Annotated in this window: 19 protein-coding genes and 1 tRNA gene; 12 read left to right on the forward strand and 8 right to left on the reverse strand. The window is 71.4% G+C overall.

The features are described 5' to 3' along the window. The first annotated feature begins 31 nt into the window (after positions 1-31). From FHX46_RS02390 to FHX46_RS02400, 3 genes are all read left to right on the forward strand, one after another. Positions 32-1867 carry a hypothetical protein gene (locus FHX46_RS02390; protein ID WP_167110233.1) on the forward strand — a complete coding sequence of 612 codons (1836 nt, stop codon included), beginning with the start codon at positions 32-34 and terminating at the stop codon, positions 1865-1867. An 89-nt stretch (positions 1868-1956) separates the two neighbouring features. Then, positions 1957-3615 (forward strand): hypothetical protein, encoded by a 1659-nt coding sequence (locus FHX46_RS02395; RefSeq protein ID WP_167110235.1) that lies wholly within the window; start codon positions 1957-1959, stop codon positions 3613-3615. Positions 3616-3647: 32 nt separating this feature from the next. Continuing rightward, positions 3648-3854: a hypothetical protein gene (locus FHX46_RS02400; RefSeq protein WP_208399977.1), complete on the forward strand. Its 207-nt coding sequence runs from the start codon at positions 3648-3650 to the stop codon at positions 3852-3854. Positions 3855-3916: 62 nt separating this feature from the next. Here the strand turns inward: FHX46_RS02400 and FHX46_RS02405 are convergent, their stop codons facing one another. From FHX46_RS02405 to crcB (FHX46_RS02425), 5 genes are all read right to left on the reverse strand, one after another. Then, entirely contained in the window at positions 3917-4153 is a 237-nt protein-coding gene (locus FHX46_RS02405; protein ID WP_167102792.1) for a hypothetical protein, read from the reverse strand. A 95-nt stretch (positions 4154-4248) separates the two neighbouring features. Beyond that, positions 4249-5520, reverse strand: a complete 1272-nt coding sequence (locus FHX46_RS02410; RefSeq protein ID WP_167110237.1) for a YeeE/YedE family protein — start codon at positions 5518-5520, stop codon at positions 4249-4251. A gap of 71 nt (positions 5521-5591) precedes the next feature. Further along, positions 5592-6038 (reverse strand): GNAT family N-acetyltransferase, encoded by a 447-nt coding sequence (locus FHX46_RS02415; protein WP_167110239.1) that lies wholly within the window; start codon positions 6036-6038, stop codon positions 5592-5594. A 31-nt stretch (positions 6039-6069) separates the two neighbouring features. Further along, positions 6070-6435 (reverse strand): fluoride efflux transporter CrcB, encoded by a 366-nt coding sequence (gene crcB, locus FHX46_RS02420; protein ID WP_167110241.1) that lies wholly within the window; start codon positions 6433-6435, stop codon positions 6070-6072. Beyond that, complete coding sequence (gene crcB, locus FHX46_RS02425; protein WP_313886001.1) at positions 6432-6857, reverse strand: fluoride efflux transporter CrcB; 426 nt, start codon at positions 6855-6857, stop codon at positions 6432-6434. The genes crcB (FHX46_RS02420) and crcB (FHX46_RS02425) overlap by 4 nt, the downstream gene beginning before the upstream one ends. A gap of 360 nt (positions 6858-7217) precedes the next feature. Here crcB (FHX46_RS02425) and FHX46_RS02430 point away from each other — a divergent pair, with 360 nt between their 5' ends. Continuing rightward, positions 7218-7502 carry a DUF3040 domain-containing protein gene (locus tag FHX46_RS02430; RefSeq protein WP_208399978.1) on the forward strand — a complete coding sequence of 95 codons (285 nt, stop codon included), beginning with the start codon at positions 7218-7220 and terminating at the stop codon, positions 7500-7502. A gap of 12 nt (positions 7503-7514) precedes the next feature. Here the strand turns inward: FHX46_RS02430 and FHX46_RS02435 are convergent, their stop codons facing one another. Continuing rightward, positions 7515-8030 (reverse strand): DUF6328 family protein, encoded by a 516-nt coding sequence (locus FHX46_RS02435; protein WP_167110247.1) that lies wholly within the window; start codon positions 8028-8030, stop codon positions 7515-7517. A gap of 58 nt (positions 8031-8088) precedes the next feature. Between FHX46_RS02435 and FHX46_RS02440 the strand changes: the two genes are divergently transcribed. Both FHX46_RS02440 and FHX46_RS02445 read left to right on the forward strand, forming a co-directional pair. Continuing rightward, complete coding sequence (locus FHX46_RS02440) at positions 8089-8613, forward strand: superoxide dismutase family protein (RefSeq protein ID WP_167110249.1); 525 nt, start codon at positions 8089-8091, stop codon at positions 8611-8613. Positions 8614-8693: 80 nt separating this feature from the next. Beyond that, positions 8694-8945, forward strand: a complete 252-nt coding sequence (locus FHX46_RS02445) for a hypothetical protein (RefSeq protein ID WP_167110251.1) — start codon at positions 8694-8696, stop codon at positions 8943-8945. Between the two features lie 22 nt (positions 8946-8967). Here the strand turns inward: FHX46_RS02445 and FHX46_RS02450 are convergent, their stop codons facing one another. Beyond that, the gene (locus tag FHX46_RS02450; protein ID WP_167110253.1) at positions 8968-9969 is read right to left on the reverse strand and encodes a LacI family DNA-binding transcriptional regulator; all 1002 of its coding nucleotides are present in this window, start codon (positions 9967-9969) and stop codon (positions 8968-8970) included. A gap of 200 nt (positions 9970-10169) precedes the next feature. Between FHX46_RS02450 and FHX46_RS02455 the strand changes: the two genes are divergently transcribed. The 5 genes from FHX46_RS02455 to FHX46_RS02475 all read left to right on the forward strand — a co-directional run bounded on the left by FHX46_RS02455 (position 10170) and on the right by FHX46_RS02475 (position 13510). After that, complete coding sequence (locus FHX46_RS02455; protein WP_167110255.1) at positions 10170-10565, forward strand: hypothetical protein; 396 nt, start codon at positions 10170-10172, stop codon at positions 10563-10565. A 28-nt stretch (positions 10566-10593) separates the two neighbouring features. Next, positions 10594-11739: a tRNA dihydrouridine synthase DusB gene (dusB, locus tag FHX46_RS02460; RefSeq protein ID WP_167110257.1), complete on the forward strand. Its 1146-nt coding sequence runs from the start codon at positions 10594-10596 to the stop codon at positions 11737-11739. A 19-nt stretch (positions 11740-11758) separates the two neighbouring features. Continuing rightward, complete coding sequence (locus FHX46_RS02465; RefSeq protein WP_167110259.1) at positions 11759-12991, forward strand: hypothetical protein; 1233 nt, start codon at positions 11759-11761, stop codon at positions 12989-12991. After that, complete coding sequence (locus FHX46_RS02470; RefSeq protein WP_167110261.1) at positions 12978-13136, forward strand: hypothetical protein; 159 nt, start codon at positions 12978-12980, stop codon at positions 13134-13136. The genes FHX46_RS02465 and FHX46_RS02470 overlap by 14 nt, the downstream gene beginning before the upstream one ends. A 119-nt stretch (positions 13137-13255) precedes the next feature. Next, positions 13256-13510: a hypothetical protein gene (locus FHX46_RS02475; RefSeq protein ID WP_167110262.1), complete on the forward strand. Its 255-nt coding sequence runs from the start codon at positions 13256-13258 to the stop codon at positions 13508-13510. A gap of 488 nt (positions 13511-13998) precedes the next feature. On the opposite strand, the gene FHX46_RS02480 is transcribed toward FHX46_RS02475, so the two are convergent. Then, positions 13999-14069: transfer RNA gene (locus tag FHX46_RS02480), tRNA-Gly, on the reverse strand. A gap of 99 nt (positions 14070-14168) precedes the next feature. On the opposite strand from FHX46_RS02480, the gene FHX46_RS02485 reads away from it, so the two are divergent. Further along, positions 14169-15386 carry an oxygenase MpaB family protein gene (locus FHX46_RS02485; protein WP_167110264.1) on the forward strand — a complete coding sequence of 406 codons (1218 nt, stop codon included), beginning with the start codon at positions 14169-14171 and terminating at the stop codon, positions 15384-15386. Position 15387 lies beyond the last annotated feature (1 nt).

Consider the following 15387-nt stretch of genomic DNA (forward strand, 5'->3'; position numbering starts at 1 on the left):
GCGTTTTCATGGGAACGAACATGGAGAAGGCATGCGCCTGAAATCGCCAGGATGGCGAAAACTGTTGACCGGCACGGCGGCGGTCGCGATCGCCGCCGGTGCCGTGACCTACACGGGCACGAGCAGTGCCTACGCGGACGTGCAGGTCGTCACCGACGCGAAGACCGCCGCGGACGGCAAGCAGTACTGGGTGGAGAACCACCTCGTCGGCGGAGACCTCGCGAAAATCCGCAGTGAGGGTGCGCAGCGCAAGGAATGGCTGCTCGTCTGGGCCGGTGACGAGAACATCGCGGACACGGCCGTCAAGGACGTCAAGAACCTGCCGGGCACCCTCGGCGGCGGCCTGAACAAGGCCAAGAACGCCCTGCCCGGCCCGGACTTCCTCGCCGTCATCGACGCCACCAAGGGCTCGCCGACGTACGGCAAGGTCGTCAACACCGCCACCGTCGGCCCGCTCGTCGAGAACGAGCCGCACCACATGCAGTACGTGTGGCACAAGGGCGACACCATCTACGCCGGCGCCCTGTTCGCCGCGGCGACGTACGCCTTCGACGTGAGCGCGTTGCCGCAGCTCAAGCTCAAGGGCGTCAGCCTGCCGACGCAGACGCTCGGCGGTTCCGTGCCGGACGCCTACTGGGTGCTCAAGGACGGCACCGCGTACGGCACGTACATGGGTGGCCCGGTCGCACCCGGCCCGTACACCTACGCCAACGGTCAGACCGTGGTCGGCAACGGGTTCGCCGGCAGCCCCGGTGAGGTCGTGCGCTTCGACCAGAACGCGCGGGTGCTGTCGCAGACGTCGGCGGCGACCCCACAGGGCGACAACGCGAAGCTGTGCGAGAACCTGCCGACGCTGAGCCAGCCGACCTGCGCCAACCCGCACGGCATCCAGGCGCGCGAGGACCTGAACACGCTGGTCACCAGCGACTACGCGGAACCGCGCAACATCATCCTGGACCCGGTCAAGCAGCCGTCGCCGTACCTGCGCCGGCCCACCATCCGGACCTGGGACATCTCCGACCGCAACAACCCGAAGCTCAAGGCGGTGTCGTACCTGCCGGACGGCCCGCGGGCCAAGGACTACGACCCGCTGTACGCGGAGAGCCGCGCGGCCATGGAGGCCACGGTGACCAACCTGCCCGGCCACAAGGGCGCGTTCGCCGAGACCATGCAGGGCGGTTCGGTGTTCTACACGCCGGACATCACCAAGCCGCAGCCCCACTGGTACCAGGTGTGGGACGACGGCGCGTCGAACCGGGCGCTGGGCAACAACGACAGCATCGGCGCCAGCTCCAACGGCGGCTGGATCCAGACCAGCCCGGACGACCGCTTCCTCTACCGCGCCATCCAGGGCCGGCAGAAGGGGACCCTCGGCCCGGACGACCCCGGTACCACCGGTGGCGTCTACGTGCTGAACATCGAGAACCTGCTCGCGCAGGGCCCGGACTGGGCCGGTCCCGGCATCCAGACCAAGGAGCAGGCGCGCAGCGGCGCGGACAACGGCGTGCTGCCCACGCTCGCGGGTGCCGCGCCGATCAACCCGGGCACCCCGGGCGCCGGCCCGCACTGGGGCGCGTTCGACAACTTCGTGCTGGGCGGCGACGGTTTCTACCACGAGACCAGCTCGCCGGACCGGGTCGCGGTGTCGAACTACTTCGTGGCACGGTCCGGTTTGGACGGTGACCACAAGGTCAACATCGTGAACCTGTCGCGGGACGGCAAGGCCACGGTGGACCAGGACTTCCGTGACGAGTTCACCGGAGCGGTGGGCATCAACTTCAACCGGAAGTCGTGGCCGCACGGCGAATTCGGCAACGCCAAACCCCACTCGGAACTGTTCGTCGTCGCTGACGCGGACGTGAAGTGAGCACCGCCGTGCGTGGCCGGGCGGACCCGGCCGCGCACGGCCCGGCGCGCATCCCTGTCGAACACCCCTAGCGCTGGAAGAGGTACCTCATGGACCACGGGTCCCATCCGGTCACCGGCTCGGCCGGGCTGGATCTGGCCGCGCTGATCGTGCGGCTGGTGTTGTTGCCCGCCACGGCCTTCGTCGCCGGGATCGGGCTGCTGCGCCCGCAGGTGGAGACGCTGCCGCGCCGGCTGGGGCAGGTCACGGCGGCGCTGGGCGCGCTGTCCGCGGTGCTGGCCGTGGTGTCGGCGGCCGCGTTCGACGTCAACGTCGTGGGCGCGGTCGTGCACGCGCTGCTGGTGCTGGCGGTGCCGGTGCTGACCACGCGCCGCCCGCCGGCGGGCCGGTGGGCGGCGATCGGGCTGCTCGTGCTGCTGATCCTGGAGACCGCGCTGGGCCGCAGCGGCGTGGAGTTCGCGGTCGACACGGTGTACGTCGCCGGAACGGCCGTCTGGTTCGGGCTGGCCGCGCTGGCGCTGGCGCGGGTGCGCACGCCCCGGTTGGGTCCGCTGTCCTGGACCCTCGGCGGCGGGCTGGCCCTGGCGGCCGCCGTGCAGCTGGTCCTGTCCGGGGTGGCCTTCGACCGGCGGGTCTACGAGACGCTGTTCGGTGTCGCGTTGCTGGCCGCTCTCGTGCTGCCGATCGCCGCCACCGCCGCGCGCCGGTTCGCTGTGATCGGGGTCGCCGCGGCGTTCCTGGCCTGGAGCGCGGTCGTGGCGCTGCCGAAGCCGGCCGAGCTGCCGGTGCCCGGGGTTCCGCTGCTCGCCGACGCCGGGGGCGCCCCGGTGCTGGTCAGCCCGCAGCGGCCGGGCGTGAACCTCGTCCACCTGTCCGCGCCGGGCTCGGTGCGGGCCGGCGACGGGACGTCCGTCGAGGCCGTCCCGCGGCCCGGTGCCTCCGGTTACTGGGCCGAGGTCGAGCTGCCCGCGGGACGCAGCGAGCTGGTGGTGGGCGACCGGGTCGTCGAGGTGGACACCGGCACGTCGGCGGGTGTGCCGACGGCGGCCGGGCCGGACGGCCCCGAGTGCGCGACCACCGCGCTGGGCGGGCTGGTGGCCGGCCGCAAGGACGTGCTGACGAGCTGCCCGGCCGACGAACTGTCCGAAGAGGACGCCGACGCCCTGCGCAAGCTGGTCGGTTTCCTGGCCGACCGCAAGACCCAGTCCATCACCGTCGTCGACGACACCACCCCGCGCGGCACGGCGGCGGGACGCGTGGTGCGGGAAGCCGCCGCCGCCGACCGGATCGCCGTCCGGCCGGAGGGCGCCGCGCTGGTGGTGGTCTCGGGCTGGGCGCGGGCGGCCGCGGCACTGGACGGCGCGGCGGCCGCGCAACGGGAACAGCCGGCGTACCCGTTCGGACTCTACGTCGCGCCGTGGCTGCTGACCGGGCCGCTGGTGAACAGCGTGGCGAGCTCGACGGTGCCGCTGCGGTTCGACCCGCGTGAACGGGCCGCGGTGAGCTACGCGGTGGCGCTGGACAACGCGTTCCCCGGTGAGGCGGCGACCGTGACCGGGTTCCGGCAGTGGCTCGGCCCGGAACAGCCGGCCGCGCCACGGGTCCAGCTGTTCGCGTCGGCGCAGGTCAACGCGATGCCGATGCTGCCAGGGCAGCCGCACGCGCCGGGCATGGACTCGCCCGGCGCCGGGCCCGGGTTCTTCGTTCCACAGGGGACGGTCGTGCCGGTCAGTTTTCCGCTCGGATGACCTGGGCGGAGCAGGAAAGGAGAGTGCAGGAAATGCGCAGGAGTGTGGCGAGGGTGCTGGCGGGTGGCGTGATCGCGGCCGCGGCACTCGGTGCCGGGGGCGGCGTCGCGAGCGCCGCCGAGGTGCCCATCTGGGTCGTGCCCGGGGCGGACGCCGGTCCGCTGCTCGACCCGGCGATCGGGGCGCCGGCCACGGCGCTCACGCCGGTCTTCGGACTGCTGACCGAACTGGCCGGCTGACGCCGGGCACGCGAGAGGGCCCCGCACCAGGTGGGTGGTGCGGGGCCCTCTTGGTGCTCAGCTCAGCCGAAGCTCGGCAGGAGCTTGCCCGGCGCCGCGTTGACGGACCGGACCAGCCCGATCACCGGCACGCCCAGCGGCGCGAAGGTGTAGGCGTTGTTGAGGTTGGTCGTGTCCGGCTCGTCCACGACGGCCACCTCGCCCGGCGCGGGCGCGGCCAGCGCGGGTGCCGCGGCGCCGAACACGGCCGCCCCGGCGAGGGCGCTCGCGACGAGGCCCCGGATCACGGTCTTCTGCATGGTCCCACCTTTCTCGACTGTCGGGGATTGCGTTACCCCGCAACGAGAATGGCAGGACAACCGGGTGATTGTCCTGCCATTCCAGCGCTTGGGAATCAGCAGATGGAATCCGCCGGCTTCGGGTTGGCGAGCCCGAACAACGGGCGCAGCTTCAGGCCGATCCAGGTGCCACCGAGGGCGAACACGCCCCACAGCCAGCCGTGCAGGCTGCCGGTAGAGATGCCGGCCAGGTAGGCGCCGATGTTGCAGCCGCCGGCCAGCCGGGCACCGATGCCCATCAGGATCCCGCCGAGGACGGACGCGACCGCGGTGCGCCACGGAATCTCGGAGTGGATCTTCCAGGTGCCCGCCGCCGCGGCGGCAACCGCCGCGCCCAGGATGATGCCGATGTCGGTGAGGCTGGTCTTGTCCGTCCAGATCGGACCGGCCAGCGACTTGGCGTTGCTGGTGGTTTGCCAGAACTCCCAGGTTTCCGGGTGCAGACCCAGCAGCTGCAGGAACTTGGCACCCCACAACGCGAAGGCGAACGTGACGCCCCAGGTGCCGCCGGACACGAGCACGACCGCGCCGGCGAGCACGGCCAGCACGACGGCACCGACCAGCAGCGGCCACGAGCCGCGGAAGACGCGTGCGACCCCCTTCGCGGTCGGCGGGACGCCCACCGGCGGCGGGTTGCGGCGCGCCTGCACGACCCGGGTCACCACGACGACGAGCCCGAGTACGGCGATGGTGATCGCCCACGAACCCCACCATCCGACGTGGTCGGCGAGCAGCACACCGGACACCTGCGGCCAGCCGTTGAAGACCGGGAACGCCCAGGTGTAGAGGACCGACCCGGCGATGAAGCCGCCGAGCGTGAGCACGATCGACGACTGTCCCGCGCCGACCGCGAACAGCGTGCCCGACGCGCACGCGCCGCCGAGCTGCATGCCGATCGCGAACAGCGTCGCCCCGACGAACAACGCGAGCCCAATCGGACCGGCGGTCGCCTTCGGCGTGGTGCCGAACAGGCCGGTCCCGGTGCCGATGAGCAGCGCGATCAGCGTCGCAGCCGTGCCGAGCAGCAGCGCGTGGGCCCGCAGGCCCTCTCCGTTCCCGACGGCCAGCAGCTGCCGCCAGGCCGAGGTGAACCCGAAGCGCGAGTGGTACAAGGCGAGGCCCAGGAACAGTCCGATGACCAGCAGCGCGCCGAACTTGCCGCCGTAGGTGGCCCAGACGTACCAGCTCAGCGCGACCGACCCGGCGGCGGAGATCAGCAGCGGGACCTTGCGGACCGGCTGCTCCGGCTCCGGGATCGGCGCCGCGCACGAAGTGGGCGAGCGCAGCAGGAAGTTGCCGGCCGGCGGCCGGTCGGTGACAGCGGACACAAAGCACTCCAAAACGGACCACGGGGATGAGCCACGGACCACGTTAAGACTCCGTGAACCGTTCGCCCAGCTCATCCCACAGTGCGGTACGCCATCAGGTGGCTGGTGCCGCGCACGAACCCCAGCTGCTCGTAGAACGGCACGACTTCCGGCGCCGCCACCAGCTGCACCCGTCGTGCGCCGGCGAGTTCGACCAGCCGCCGCACCATCCGTCGCCCGAGCCCGCGGCCCTGGTGTCCGGGGTGGACCACCACGTCGACGATCAGCAGGTACATCACCCCGTCGCCGACGAGCCGGGCCATGCCGGCGAGCTCGCGCCGGTCGCGCGCGAGCACGCCGTGCACGGAGTTCTCCAGCGCGGCCCGGCAGGCGTCCGGTCCGGGCGACGGCCAGCCCACCGCGGCCCGCAAGTCGCGATACTCGGCCACCGTGGGTAGACCGTCCTCGACGGTCACCGCGGCTGGTGCGCCGAGGCCGGCCCCACCGGCGCGGACGTGATCGCCCGGTCGATCGATCATGCCGCCAGCCTGGCACCACGCGCGACGTACGTCACGCCGCGAAGATCGCCTGGGCGGCGGCGAATCCGGCGAACGCGGCGCCGATCCCGGCGGCGATCGTGATCACGACGTTCATCGCCGCGTAGAAGTACGCCTTCTGCTCGATCAGCCGCAACGTCTCGAAGCTGAACGTGCTGTAGGTCGTCAGGCCGCCGCAGAACCCGGTGCCGAGGAGCGTGAACAGCGGCTCTGGCAGCGCCGCGCCGGCCAGGGCGCCGAGGACGAGGCAGCCGGTCAGGTTGATCAGCAGCGTGCCCCAGGGGAACGGCCCCCCGTGCCGCGCCTGCACGGTGCGGTCGGTGAGGTAGCGCAGCGGCGCACCGATCATCGCGCCGGCGATGACGAGCAGCGCCGTCATCGCCCTGCCAGCCGGCGGGTCAGGGCGGCACCGGCGAAGACGGCGAGCATGGCCGCCAGCAGGGTCCCGGCCAGGTAGGCGAACGCGACGGCCACCAGGCCCGGCGACAGGAGGTTGTGGAACTCGACGGCGTAGGTCGAGAACGTGGTGAAGCCGCCGAGGACGCCGACGCCGAGGAAGGGCCGGACCAGCGGGTGGGCGACCCGGATCTCGGTGACGATCACCATCAGGACGCCGATCAGGAAGCACCCGGCGACGTTGGTCGCGAACGTCACCCACGGGAAGTGGCCGGGAGCCGTCGGCCAGGCACGGGTCAGGCCGTACCGGGCGAGCGCGCCGAGCCCGCCGCCGATCGCGACCGCCGTGACGGTGGGTAGCTGCGACGGGCGGGGCGGGGCGGTCGCGCCGGGATCACCGCTCACGGCCACCACCGTAACGTGTCAGTCCGCCTGCTCCGGCTCCTCGGTCAGGTCATCGAGCAGGCGGTCGAAGTCGAACTCCGCGCGCAATGCGTCGAAGATCGGCGTGTCGTTGCGGACGCGCTCGTCGGTCTTGCTCATTTCGCATCTTCTCCCTCGCCCGCGCGTGCACTCCCACACGGTTCGGTGTCGCAGGAAGGGCGCTCTCCCCTCGCCCTTGATTTCCTACGATCGGGTTAACGGAAGGTAATATTACCTACTCACCGTAAACACGCAGCGGACAACAGCGGAAGCACAACGCAGATCACACCGTGACAACGTGCCATCGGCGCGCGATACTGGTCAGTAGAGGCGGTGCGGGCGATGGCACTCCACGATGAAGAACAGCGACGGCTGTTGGAGATCGAGCGGCAACTTGCCGCGGAAAACCCACGGCTGGCGCAGCGGCTGGCCGAGCTCCGGCCCATGCGCCTCTCCGGGGTCCTGCTGTCGGTGCTCGGCATCCTCTGCTCCCCGGTCGCCGGACTGTTCCTGCTGGTCGCCGCGGCCCAGTCGCACGCGCCGGTCCTTTACGTGATCGGCACCGTGTTCACCTCCGTCCTGCCCACGGCGCTGATCTGGCGCGCCTGGCTGCACCGGCTGCCCTAGCCTCGCGAACAGCTATTCCGCCTGGGTGGAGTCGCTCGGGGGTTCGGGCGAGGGCCGGGTGTCCCGTTCGGCCTGGTTCGACAGGAAGTGCGGGCTGACGAACCAGAGCGTTGCGAACGTGGCGCCGACCAGGACCGCCACGATCGCCATCGCGAGTGAGCCGTAGACGACCTTCGCGATCAGCGACACCGTCGCGGTGATCGCCGCCGCCAGGCAGCCCAGGCCGGCCAGCACCGCGCGGTTGCCGGCGCGCAGGATGTCGTCCCGGCGCCCGGCGCGGAACAGGATCCGGTGCCACGCCGCCGGCGCCGACAACAGCGCGGTGGACAGCACCGCCAGCAGGACCGCGACCAGGTGCACCGCCTTCTCGAACCCGCTGGCCGACCGGAACTGGGCGGTGAACACCACCGACAGCAGGAAGCCGAACAGGATCTGCACCCCGGCCTGGGCCACGCGCAACTCGCCGAGCAGCTCGTTCACGTTCCGCGCGAGGCGCTGGTTGGGGGTCTCTTCGTCGCGACCGGCCACGGAGATCAGCCTATGGGAGGATGTGCACGGTCACAGAATGACCGATATAGGGAGCATCATGCGAATCGTTCCCTTGGTTCTCGCCGCGGCGGCCCTCCCGGCGCTGTGCCCGGCCGAAGCCGCGGCCGCGCAGGCCGGCTTCGGTTCCGCGGTCGTGCGCTACCGGGCCGACCTGGTGCCGGACGGCGCCACCGTGCGGGCCTTCACCGCCTCCGTGGCGGGCACGCTGACCACATTGTCGGTGCGCGGCCTGCTGCCCAGCCGCGAGTACGGCGCCCACGTGCACACCAAGCCGTGTGGCGCCGCGCCCGCCGACTCCGGCCCGCACTACCAGCACGTGGCGGACCCGGTGCAACCCTCGACCGACCCGGCCTACGCCAACCCGCGCAACGAGATCTGGCTCGACCTCACCACCTCGGCGGACGGCAGCGGGTTCGCCGTCTCGCACGTGGACTGGACCTACGGTGACCGCCTGCCGGGCTCGGTGGTCCTGCACGAGACGCACACGCACACGGACCCGGGTCACGCCGGGACGGCGGGTGGGCGGCTGGCCTGCCTGAACCTGGAATTCGGGCCAAGGTGACCGCCACGACCAGGTGAATTCGGCGTGGGCCGGCGGCCGGTGGGTAGGCCCGGACGGAGGACTGGACGAGGGGGGAAGCGGTGGAAGCGATCCCGGACGACCATCCGGTCTGGGTGACCAGCGCCGAGGGCACCGCCGAGCACGCGGTGCCGGACACGGCGATGGCACCGGGCCTCGAGCTGGAAGCGGTGTGCGGTGCGCGGTTCCTCCCCGCCGCGATGACCGCCCCGCCAGGCAAAACGTGCGACGAGTGCCTGGCGCACCTCCTGGTTCCCGCCCCGCGCGAGCCCGAGCCGCGCCGCCTGTGGCGCCGTTACGTGGCGAAGCACTGAGGTGGGGTCACCGGTGGCGGTGTCACCGGCGCGCCCGTGTGGAGGCCCGCACGACCAGCTCCGGCTTGAACACCACGGATCGGTGCGGCGGCCGGTTCTCCGGGTCGGCCGTCTCCGCGATCAGCAGCTCGGCCGCGGTCTGCCCCAGCCGTCGCGCGGGCTGGCGCACCGAGGTCAGCGGCACTGCGGCGGCCCCGGCGAACTCGATGTCGTCGTAACCGACGATCGCCACCTCGTCCGGCACCCGCACGTCCGCGCCGACCATCGCCTGCAGCACGCCCAGCGCCAGTAGATCGTTGGCGCAGAACACGGCGGTCGGCCGCGGGCTCATCCCGAGCAGCCGCGCACCGGCGTCCCGCCCGGACACCACGTCCAGCTCGGCCGTCTCGATCAGCGACAGCTCCGCGCCGGAGCCCGCCAGCGCCGTTCGCAGCCCGCGCTCGCGGTCCCGGCACTGGGTGAGGATGCGCGGCCCGTTGACCAGCGCGAGGTGCCGGTGCCCGGTCTCCAGCAGGTGCCGCCCGGCCAGCTCGCCGCCGGCGAGATCGTCCACCGACACCGAACTGGCCTCGTCCGCCGGCACCTTCCGGTCGACGAACACGTACGGGATCCCGCTGCGCCGGAACACCTCCAGCGCCGCGCCCGAGGTGTCGACCGGGCTCAGCAGCAGGCCGCGCACCCGCTGTTCGGCCAGCAGCGACAGGTACGACTCCTCGCGGTCCACGCGCTGCCCGCTGTTGCAGGTGATGACGGACAGGCCCGCGTCGTGCGCGGCCTGCTCCGCGCCGCGGGCGACGTCGACGAAGAACGGGTTGGCCAGATCGAGCACGAGCAGCGCCATGATGCGGCTGCGCCCGGCCCGCAGCTGCCGCGCCGACTCGTCGCGGACGTAGCCCAGCTCCTCGATCACCGACAGCACACGTGAGCGGGTGGCGGGCGAGACGATGTGCGGCCGGTTGACCACATTGGACACCGTGCCGATGGAGACCCCGGCTCGCCGGGCCACATCCTTGATGCCGACCATGCGCCCCCTCGCGTTCTGCCAGGTGGTCCAGCGTAGCACGGCTGAAACGTTCAACCGCGCGGCCCGTGGGCGGCGCGACGTGGTCCGGGCCGGACTACTATTGATACGTTTCACCATCGCCCGATCCACTTCGGACTCCGAAACCACTGATCCGGTGACAGCAGCCCGCGCGGCCCGGCGCCAGCACCCATACTGGGGCCATGAACAAGCCGGAGCCGTTGTTCAGCTCGTCCCGGGCCTTCCGCTTGTGGCGCTACAGCGTCGAGCACTCGGAGCTGGTCCTGCGCACCGACGACGACCCGGAGGACCTGGTCGAACTGTTGTTCGAGGGTGTCCTGTCGGTGCGTTTCGACCAGCTCCGGTTCGCCGACATCGTGGTCGGCCGGGCCGAGGACCACATCCTGCAGAGCCCGACGGTCGACATCCCGCACCTGTGCATCGAGCTGGGATCGGCCGGTCACAGCGCCGAGGTGGTGTGCCGCCGCCTGACCTGCGTCGGCGGCACGTACCCCGACGGCAAGATCCTGTGGACGGTGTCCGCCGGGCGGCCCCGCTCGCGCCGCCACGCCGAGCTCCCAGCGGTCGAGCGCACCTGAGGCACGGTGGCCGGGGTCACCGGGGACAATGGCAGACGTGACCGCGACCCTGAGCAAGCCCGCACTGAAGATCGGCCCGTACCAGGTCGATCCCCCGGTGGTGCTCGCGCCCATGGCCGGCATCACGAACGTGGCGTTCCGGCGCCTGTGCCGCGAGTACGGCGCCGGGCTGTACGTGTGCGAGATGATCACCGCGCGCGCCGTCGTCGAGCGTCATCCGGGCACCATGCACATGATGACCTTCGACCGGGGCGAACACCCCCGGTCGATGCAGCTCTACGGTGTCGACCCGAAGACCATGCGGGAAGCCGTCAAGATCATCGTCGGCGAGGGCCTCGCGGACCACATCGACAGCAACTTCGGCTGCCCGGTCGCCAAGGTCACCCGCAAGGGCGGCGGCGCGGCGCTGCCGTACAAGCGGAAGCTCTTCGCGCAGATCGTGCGGGCTTCGGTGGAGGCCGCCGGTGCCGCGGGTGTGCCGTTCACCGTGAAGTTCCGCATCGGTATCGACGACGACCACCTCACTTTCCTCGACGCCGGCCGCATCGCCGAGGCCGAGGGCGCGGCGGCGGTGTCGCTGCACGCCCGCACGGCCGCCCAGCGCTACTCGGGCAAGGCGGACTGGAGCGCGATCGCGCGGCTGAAGGAGGCCGTCCAGACCATCCCGGTGCTGGGCAACGGCGACATCTTCACCGCGGGGGACGCGCTGCGGATGGTCGCCGAGACCGGCTGCGACGGTGTGGTGGTCGGCCGGGGTTGCCTCGGCCGGCCGTGGCTGTTCGGCGAGCTGGAGGCGGCGTTCGCGGGCCGGCCGATCCCGGCCGGGCCCAGCCTCGGTGAGGTTGCCCAGGTGCTGCGGCGGCACGCCGAACTGCTGGTCCAGCACGACGGCCACGACAAGGCGATGCGCGACCTGCGCAAGCACATGGCCTGGTACTTCATGGGCTTCCCGGTCGGCTCCGAGCTGCGCCGCCGGTTCGCGATGGTGTCGTCGATGGCCGAGCTCGACGAGCTGATCGGCCAGCTCGACCACGCGGCACCCTTCCCCGCCGACGCGCTCGGACCCCGCGGCCGGCAGGGCTCGCCCGGCAAGGTCACGCTGCCCCATGGCTGGCTCGACAACCCGGACGACGACCTGGTGCCCGAGGCCGAGGACATGCACTCCGGCGGCTGACGACCGCATCCGCTGCTCGATGGGCAAGCTGACTCACCGCGCCAGGGCGAAGGCCGACTACCTCTGGTTCATCGGATCTCGGGAATGGCCGGTGTTCGTCTCGGCGCTCGGCGTGCTGCTCGGCCTCGTCACGCTGGTGCCGAGCGCGGTCGGCATCGTGCTGTCGGTGGTCGCACTGGCCCTCGGCGTCCTGACGCTCGTCCGCGACGTGCGGATGCTCCGCGGCCGCTGGGCCGCCTACGAGTTCGCCACGATCGCCGCACCCTTCCCGCACGCCGACGTGCCACCCCCGGCCGGCTACCCCGCCGCCCGCTACGTCGACCTCCCCGGACGCGGAACTGCGCTGGTCAGCGATCCGATCGACCGGACACTGTGGACGCAACGGTTCCCGGTCGAGGTCGCCCCGGAGCCCTACCGGCTGCCGGCGGAGCTCAAGGCAACCGCGCCGTACGTGCTGCCGCTGCGGGCGCACGGGCGGTTGCTGTTCAACGGCAGGGTGCTCGGGATGCGGGGCGAACCGCTGCCGTCGGTCGGCCACGGCGCGCCGGTCCGGCTGCAGCGCACCCGGTTCTTCGACGCGCAGTGCTCCAACGAGCTGGCCACGCTGCGGATCGCGCGCCGGGACACCGACCAGGTCTTCGACCTGCGGCGGCACCTGATGGTCGACACCGCGGGGCGTCTGCGCACGCTCGCCGAGAGCCGGCTGGCCGACATCGTCGGGGTGTCCACGGTGGCGGTCACGACCGACGGGTTCGTGCTGGTGGTGCTCCAGTCCCAGCGGAACTCGGCCAGCCAGTCGCTGCTCGCACCGTCCGGCAGCGGGTCACTGGAGCCGCGCGACCTCGGCGGCGACCTGCACGAGGTGGTGCGGGCGGGCATGGAGCGGGAACTGTGCGAGGAGACGGGGGTGCGCCGCGACGAGATCCGGCGGACGACGGTCGTCGGGTTCGCGCGCTGGATGGACCGCGGCGCCAAGCCGGAGTTCTTCGGGCTCACCGAGTTGTCGGTGAGCCGGCAGGATCTCCTCGGCCGCCGGCCGAGCCGGTCGGAGCGCCAGTTCACCGCGGCCGTGCGGTTCGAGGAGATCGACCTGGCCGCCTGCGGACGCGAGCTGGCGGCCGGCGCGCAGCTGCCGACATTGCCCGCGCTGATCGAGCAGAGTGGTTCGCTGCCCCTGCTGCTGGCCCTCCGCGCGGCCGCGTCGTGGACAGTTCGCACTGGTCTGGAGGAGGACGACCGTGTTCACCCCTAACGGCCGTGACGGGCTGCGCGACTCCCTGATCGCCGCGGCCCAGGCCGACGAGCGGATCGGCGGTGCCGCACCGGCGGAATCGGCCCTGGTTGACCGAGAGGACCAGGCCGCACCGTTGCGCGCACACCGGGAGGCGCGCTCGTGAGCTGGCGACCACCGGACGGATCGCCGCCGGACAATCGACGGCTCGAACGGTACCGGCGCCGGGCCGGGCGGGTACACCGCGACTCGGGTGGTGCGGGCCTGGTCTTCGTCGAGCCCGAGGTGCGCTGGACCCAGGTGGGCGGCGCGCTGTGGTGGCGGCGCTGGTCGGCCCCGCACTACGCCGCGCACCTGTGGATGGCGTTGCCGTGGCTCGGCGTTTCGGTTACGGACACGATCGTCGACGCCCGTTTCCTGGAAGCCGAGTTGGCCGACTGGGATGCCGGACGATTCGCAATGCACGGCGAATCGCTCGCGGTGGAGTGGTTGAGTCTGGAGGAATCCCACGAGCTCGCCAGGATCGAATTCGGTTTGTGACTCAACCTGAGCCGCAGCGTTTCGCGCCGGTAGCTTATGCCGGATGTGGGACCTTCTCGGCGACCTGGTGGGTTCGCTGCTCCGCGCTCCGTCGGTGGTCGGGCAGGTGATCCGGTGCCGGCCGATCTAGCTCGCTCGGCATCCCCGTGATGATCCGTGGGTCATCAAAACGTTGTGGGCGTTGACGCTGCACGAGCTTGACGCCGAAGTCCCGGCCGACCAGACGACAGCGTTGATGGCTGTGGCGGCATACGAGCTGCGACGCTGGCAAACGGGCCCTCAGGGGATCTCAGCCTGGCTGGTTGACGAACCCGAGGCGTTCCGGGCAGCGACAGTCTGCCGCGCGAGCTCGCGTATTCGTCTGCAGGGGCAAGCCGGGAGGCGCCGCTCTGCGCCGGCGAGAGATCTGGTGGGTCGTTGGGATGTTGCTGGAGATAGCAGAAGGGGTGCCTCCCGAACCCGGATGGCACCCCTTCTGACCTGCGACGAGCGGATGACGGGAATCGAACCCGCGTTCTCAGCTTGGGAAGCTGATGTTCTACCATTGAACTACATCCGCAGCGACGCACAGCATACACAACGTCTTCTCCGCGCGAAGCGACCCCCTTGACTCGGCGGGGCGCAAGTGACAACACTCGTTGTCGAAGGGGAGGTGCGCATGGACGAGCGGCTGCCGGATCCCGAGTTGTTTCGCAGCGGGGGGTTTCGCCTGGCGGCGAAGGTGTTCGTCAAGGACGACATTCGCGCCACGGAGCGGCAGCTGCGCCGGTTCCGCGAGTTCGCCCAGGTGGAGGATCCGCTGGCGGATGCGGTCGTCGCCTTGTTCCGGAGGTTGCCGAAGAACCACGGGCGCCGCCTGTTCGAACACGCCCTGACCCACGGCGTCCACGACCTCGACAAACCGCCGAAGGAGCTTGTCGACTTCTTCGAGCACGTCGAGGCCACCCCGTACTGGGTGGACCCGGCCCGGCTCGACCGCGGCGCGAGGGCGATCGTCCGCACCGGGGTGCTCGGGCTGTTCCCACTCGGCGACATGTCGCTGATGGGCGGTTACCTCGCCTCCCGCGCCATCAAGACCCTCGTCGCCACCGGGGAGATCGAACGCAAGGCCAGCCGGCGCCTCCTCGAGACCGCGGCGTGGTGGATGGACGTCACCACCCCGGGCGCGCTGGCCGTGCACGCCGCGGGCTACGCGTCGGCCCTCCGCGTCCGGCTGGTGCACGCCCACGTCCGTGCCGCGATGCACCGGCGGCCCGACTGGGACTACCAGGAGTGGGACAAGCCGATCAACCAGGTGCAGACCGCCGGCACCCTGCTCCTGTTCTCCCTCGTCTTCGTCTACGGCACCCAGCTGCTCGGCATCCGCTTCAGCGACCGGGAACGCGCCGACATCCTGCACCTCTGGCGCTACGCCGGCTGGCTGCTCGGCGTCGACGAGGAACTCCTGCCCGCCACCGAGGAGGACGCGTGGCGCCTGTTCTGGCTGCTCGCGTCCACCGAGTTCATCCCCGACACCGACTCCAAACGGCTCGCCAAAGCCTTGATCGACACGCACGCGGCCATCGGCGAGGGCCGGGGCGCCGTCGGCAAGGTCCTGGCCCACCTCTCGGTCGCCGTGCACTCCTCCATCAGCCGCCTCGTGCTCGGCAGAGCCAACGCGGACTTCCTCGAGATCCCCGACGACCCGGTCGCCCAGGGCGCGATTCTCGCGGTCGCGGTCGGTAACTTCGCTGCCGAGACCGCGCGGCGCTTCATCCCCGGCGCCACGGCGCTGCGCGAGTACCTCGGCGCCCTGGAACGCCGCCGCTACGTCGAGCGCCTCGGCCGGATCGCCGAGCTGGATCCCACCTACGCGAGGCACATGCAGGCTGCCTAGG

This window comes from Amycolatopsis viridis, from assembly GCF_011758765.1.
Lineage (GTDB): Bacteria > Actinomycetota > Actinomycetes > Mycobacteriales > Pseudonocardiaceae > Amycolatopsis_E > Amycolatopsis_E viridis.

Coding starts and splice junctions, on each gene's coding strand:
- FHX46_RS02485 (WP_167110264.1), top strand. CDS start 14,169: ATGGACGAGCGGCTGCCGGATCCCGAGTTGTTTCGCAGCGGGGGGTTT.
- FHX46_RS02440 (WP_167110249.1), top strand. CDS start 8,089: ATGCGAATCGTTCCCTTGGTTCTCGCCGCGGCGGCCCTCCCGGCGCTG.
- FHX46_RS02430 (WP_208399978.1), top strand. CDS start 7,218: ATGGCACTCCACGATGAAGAACAGCGACGGCTGTTGGAGATCGAGCGG.
- FHX46_RS02465 (WP_167110259.1), top strand. CDS start 11,759: ATGGGCAAGCTGACTCACCGCGCCAGGGCGAAGGCCGACTACCTCTGG.
- FHX46_RS02455 (WP_167110255.1), top strand. CDS start 10,170: ATGAACAAGCCGGAGCCGTTGTTCAGCTCGTCCCGGGCCTTCCGCTTG.
- FHX46_RS02415 (WP_167110239.1), bottom strand. CDS start 6,038: ATGATCGATCGACCGGGCGATCACGTCCGCGCCGGTGGGGCCGGCCTC.
- FHX46_RS02450 (WP_167110253.1), bottom strand. CDS start 9,969: ATGGTCGGCATCAAGGATGTGGCCCGGCGAGCCGGGGTCTCCATCGGC.
- FHX46_RS02395 (WP_167110235.1), top strand. CDS start 1,957: ATGGACCACGGGTCCCATCCGGTCACCGGCTCGGCCGGGCTGGATCTG.
- dusB (WP_167110257.1), top strand. CDS start 10,594: ATGGCAGACGTGACCGCGACCCTGAGCAAGCCCGCACTGAAGATCGGC.
- FHX46_RS02405 (WP_167102792.1), bottom strand. CDS start 4,153: ATGCAGAAGACCGTGATCCGGGGCCTCGTCGCGAGCGCCCTCGCCGGG.
- FHX46_RS02400 (WP_208399977.1), top strand. CDS start 3,648: ATGCGCAGGAGTGTGGCGAGGGTGCTGGCGGGTGGCGTGATCGCGGCC.
- crcB (WP_167110241.1), bottom strand. CDS start 6,435: ATGACGGCGCTGCTCGTCATCGCCGGCGCGATGATCGGTGCGCCGCTG.
- FHX46_RS02390 (WP_167110233.1), top strand. CDS start 32: ATGCGCCTGAAATCGCCAGGATGGCGAAAACTGTTGACCGGCACGGCG.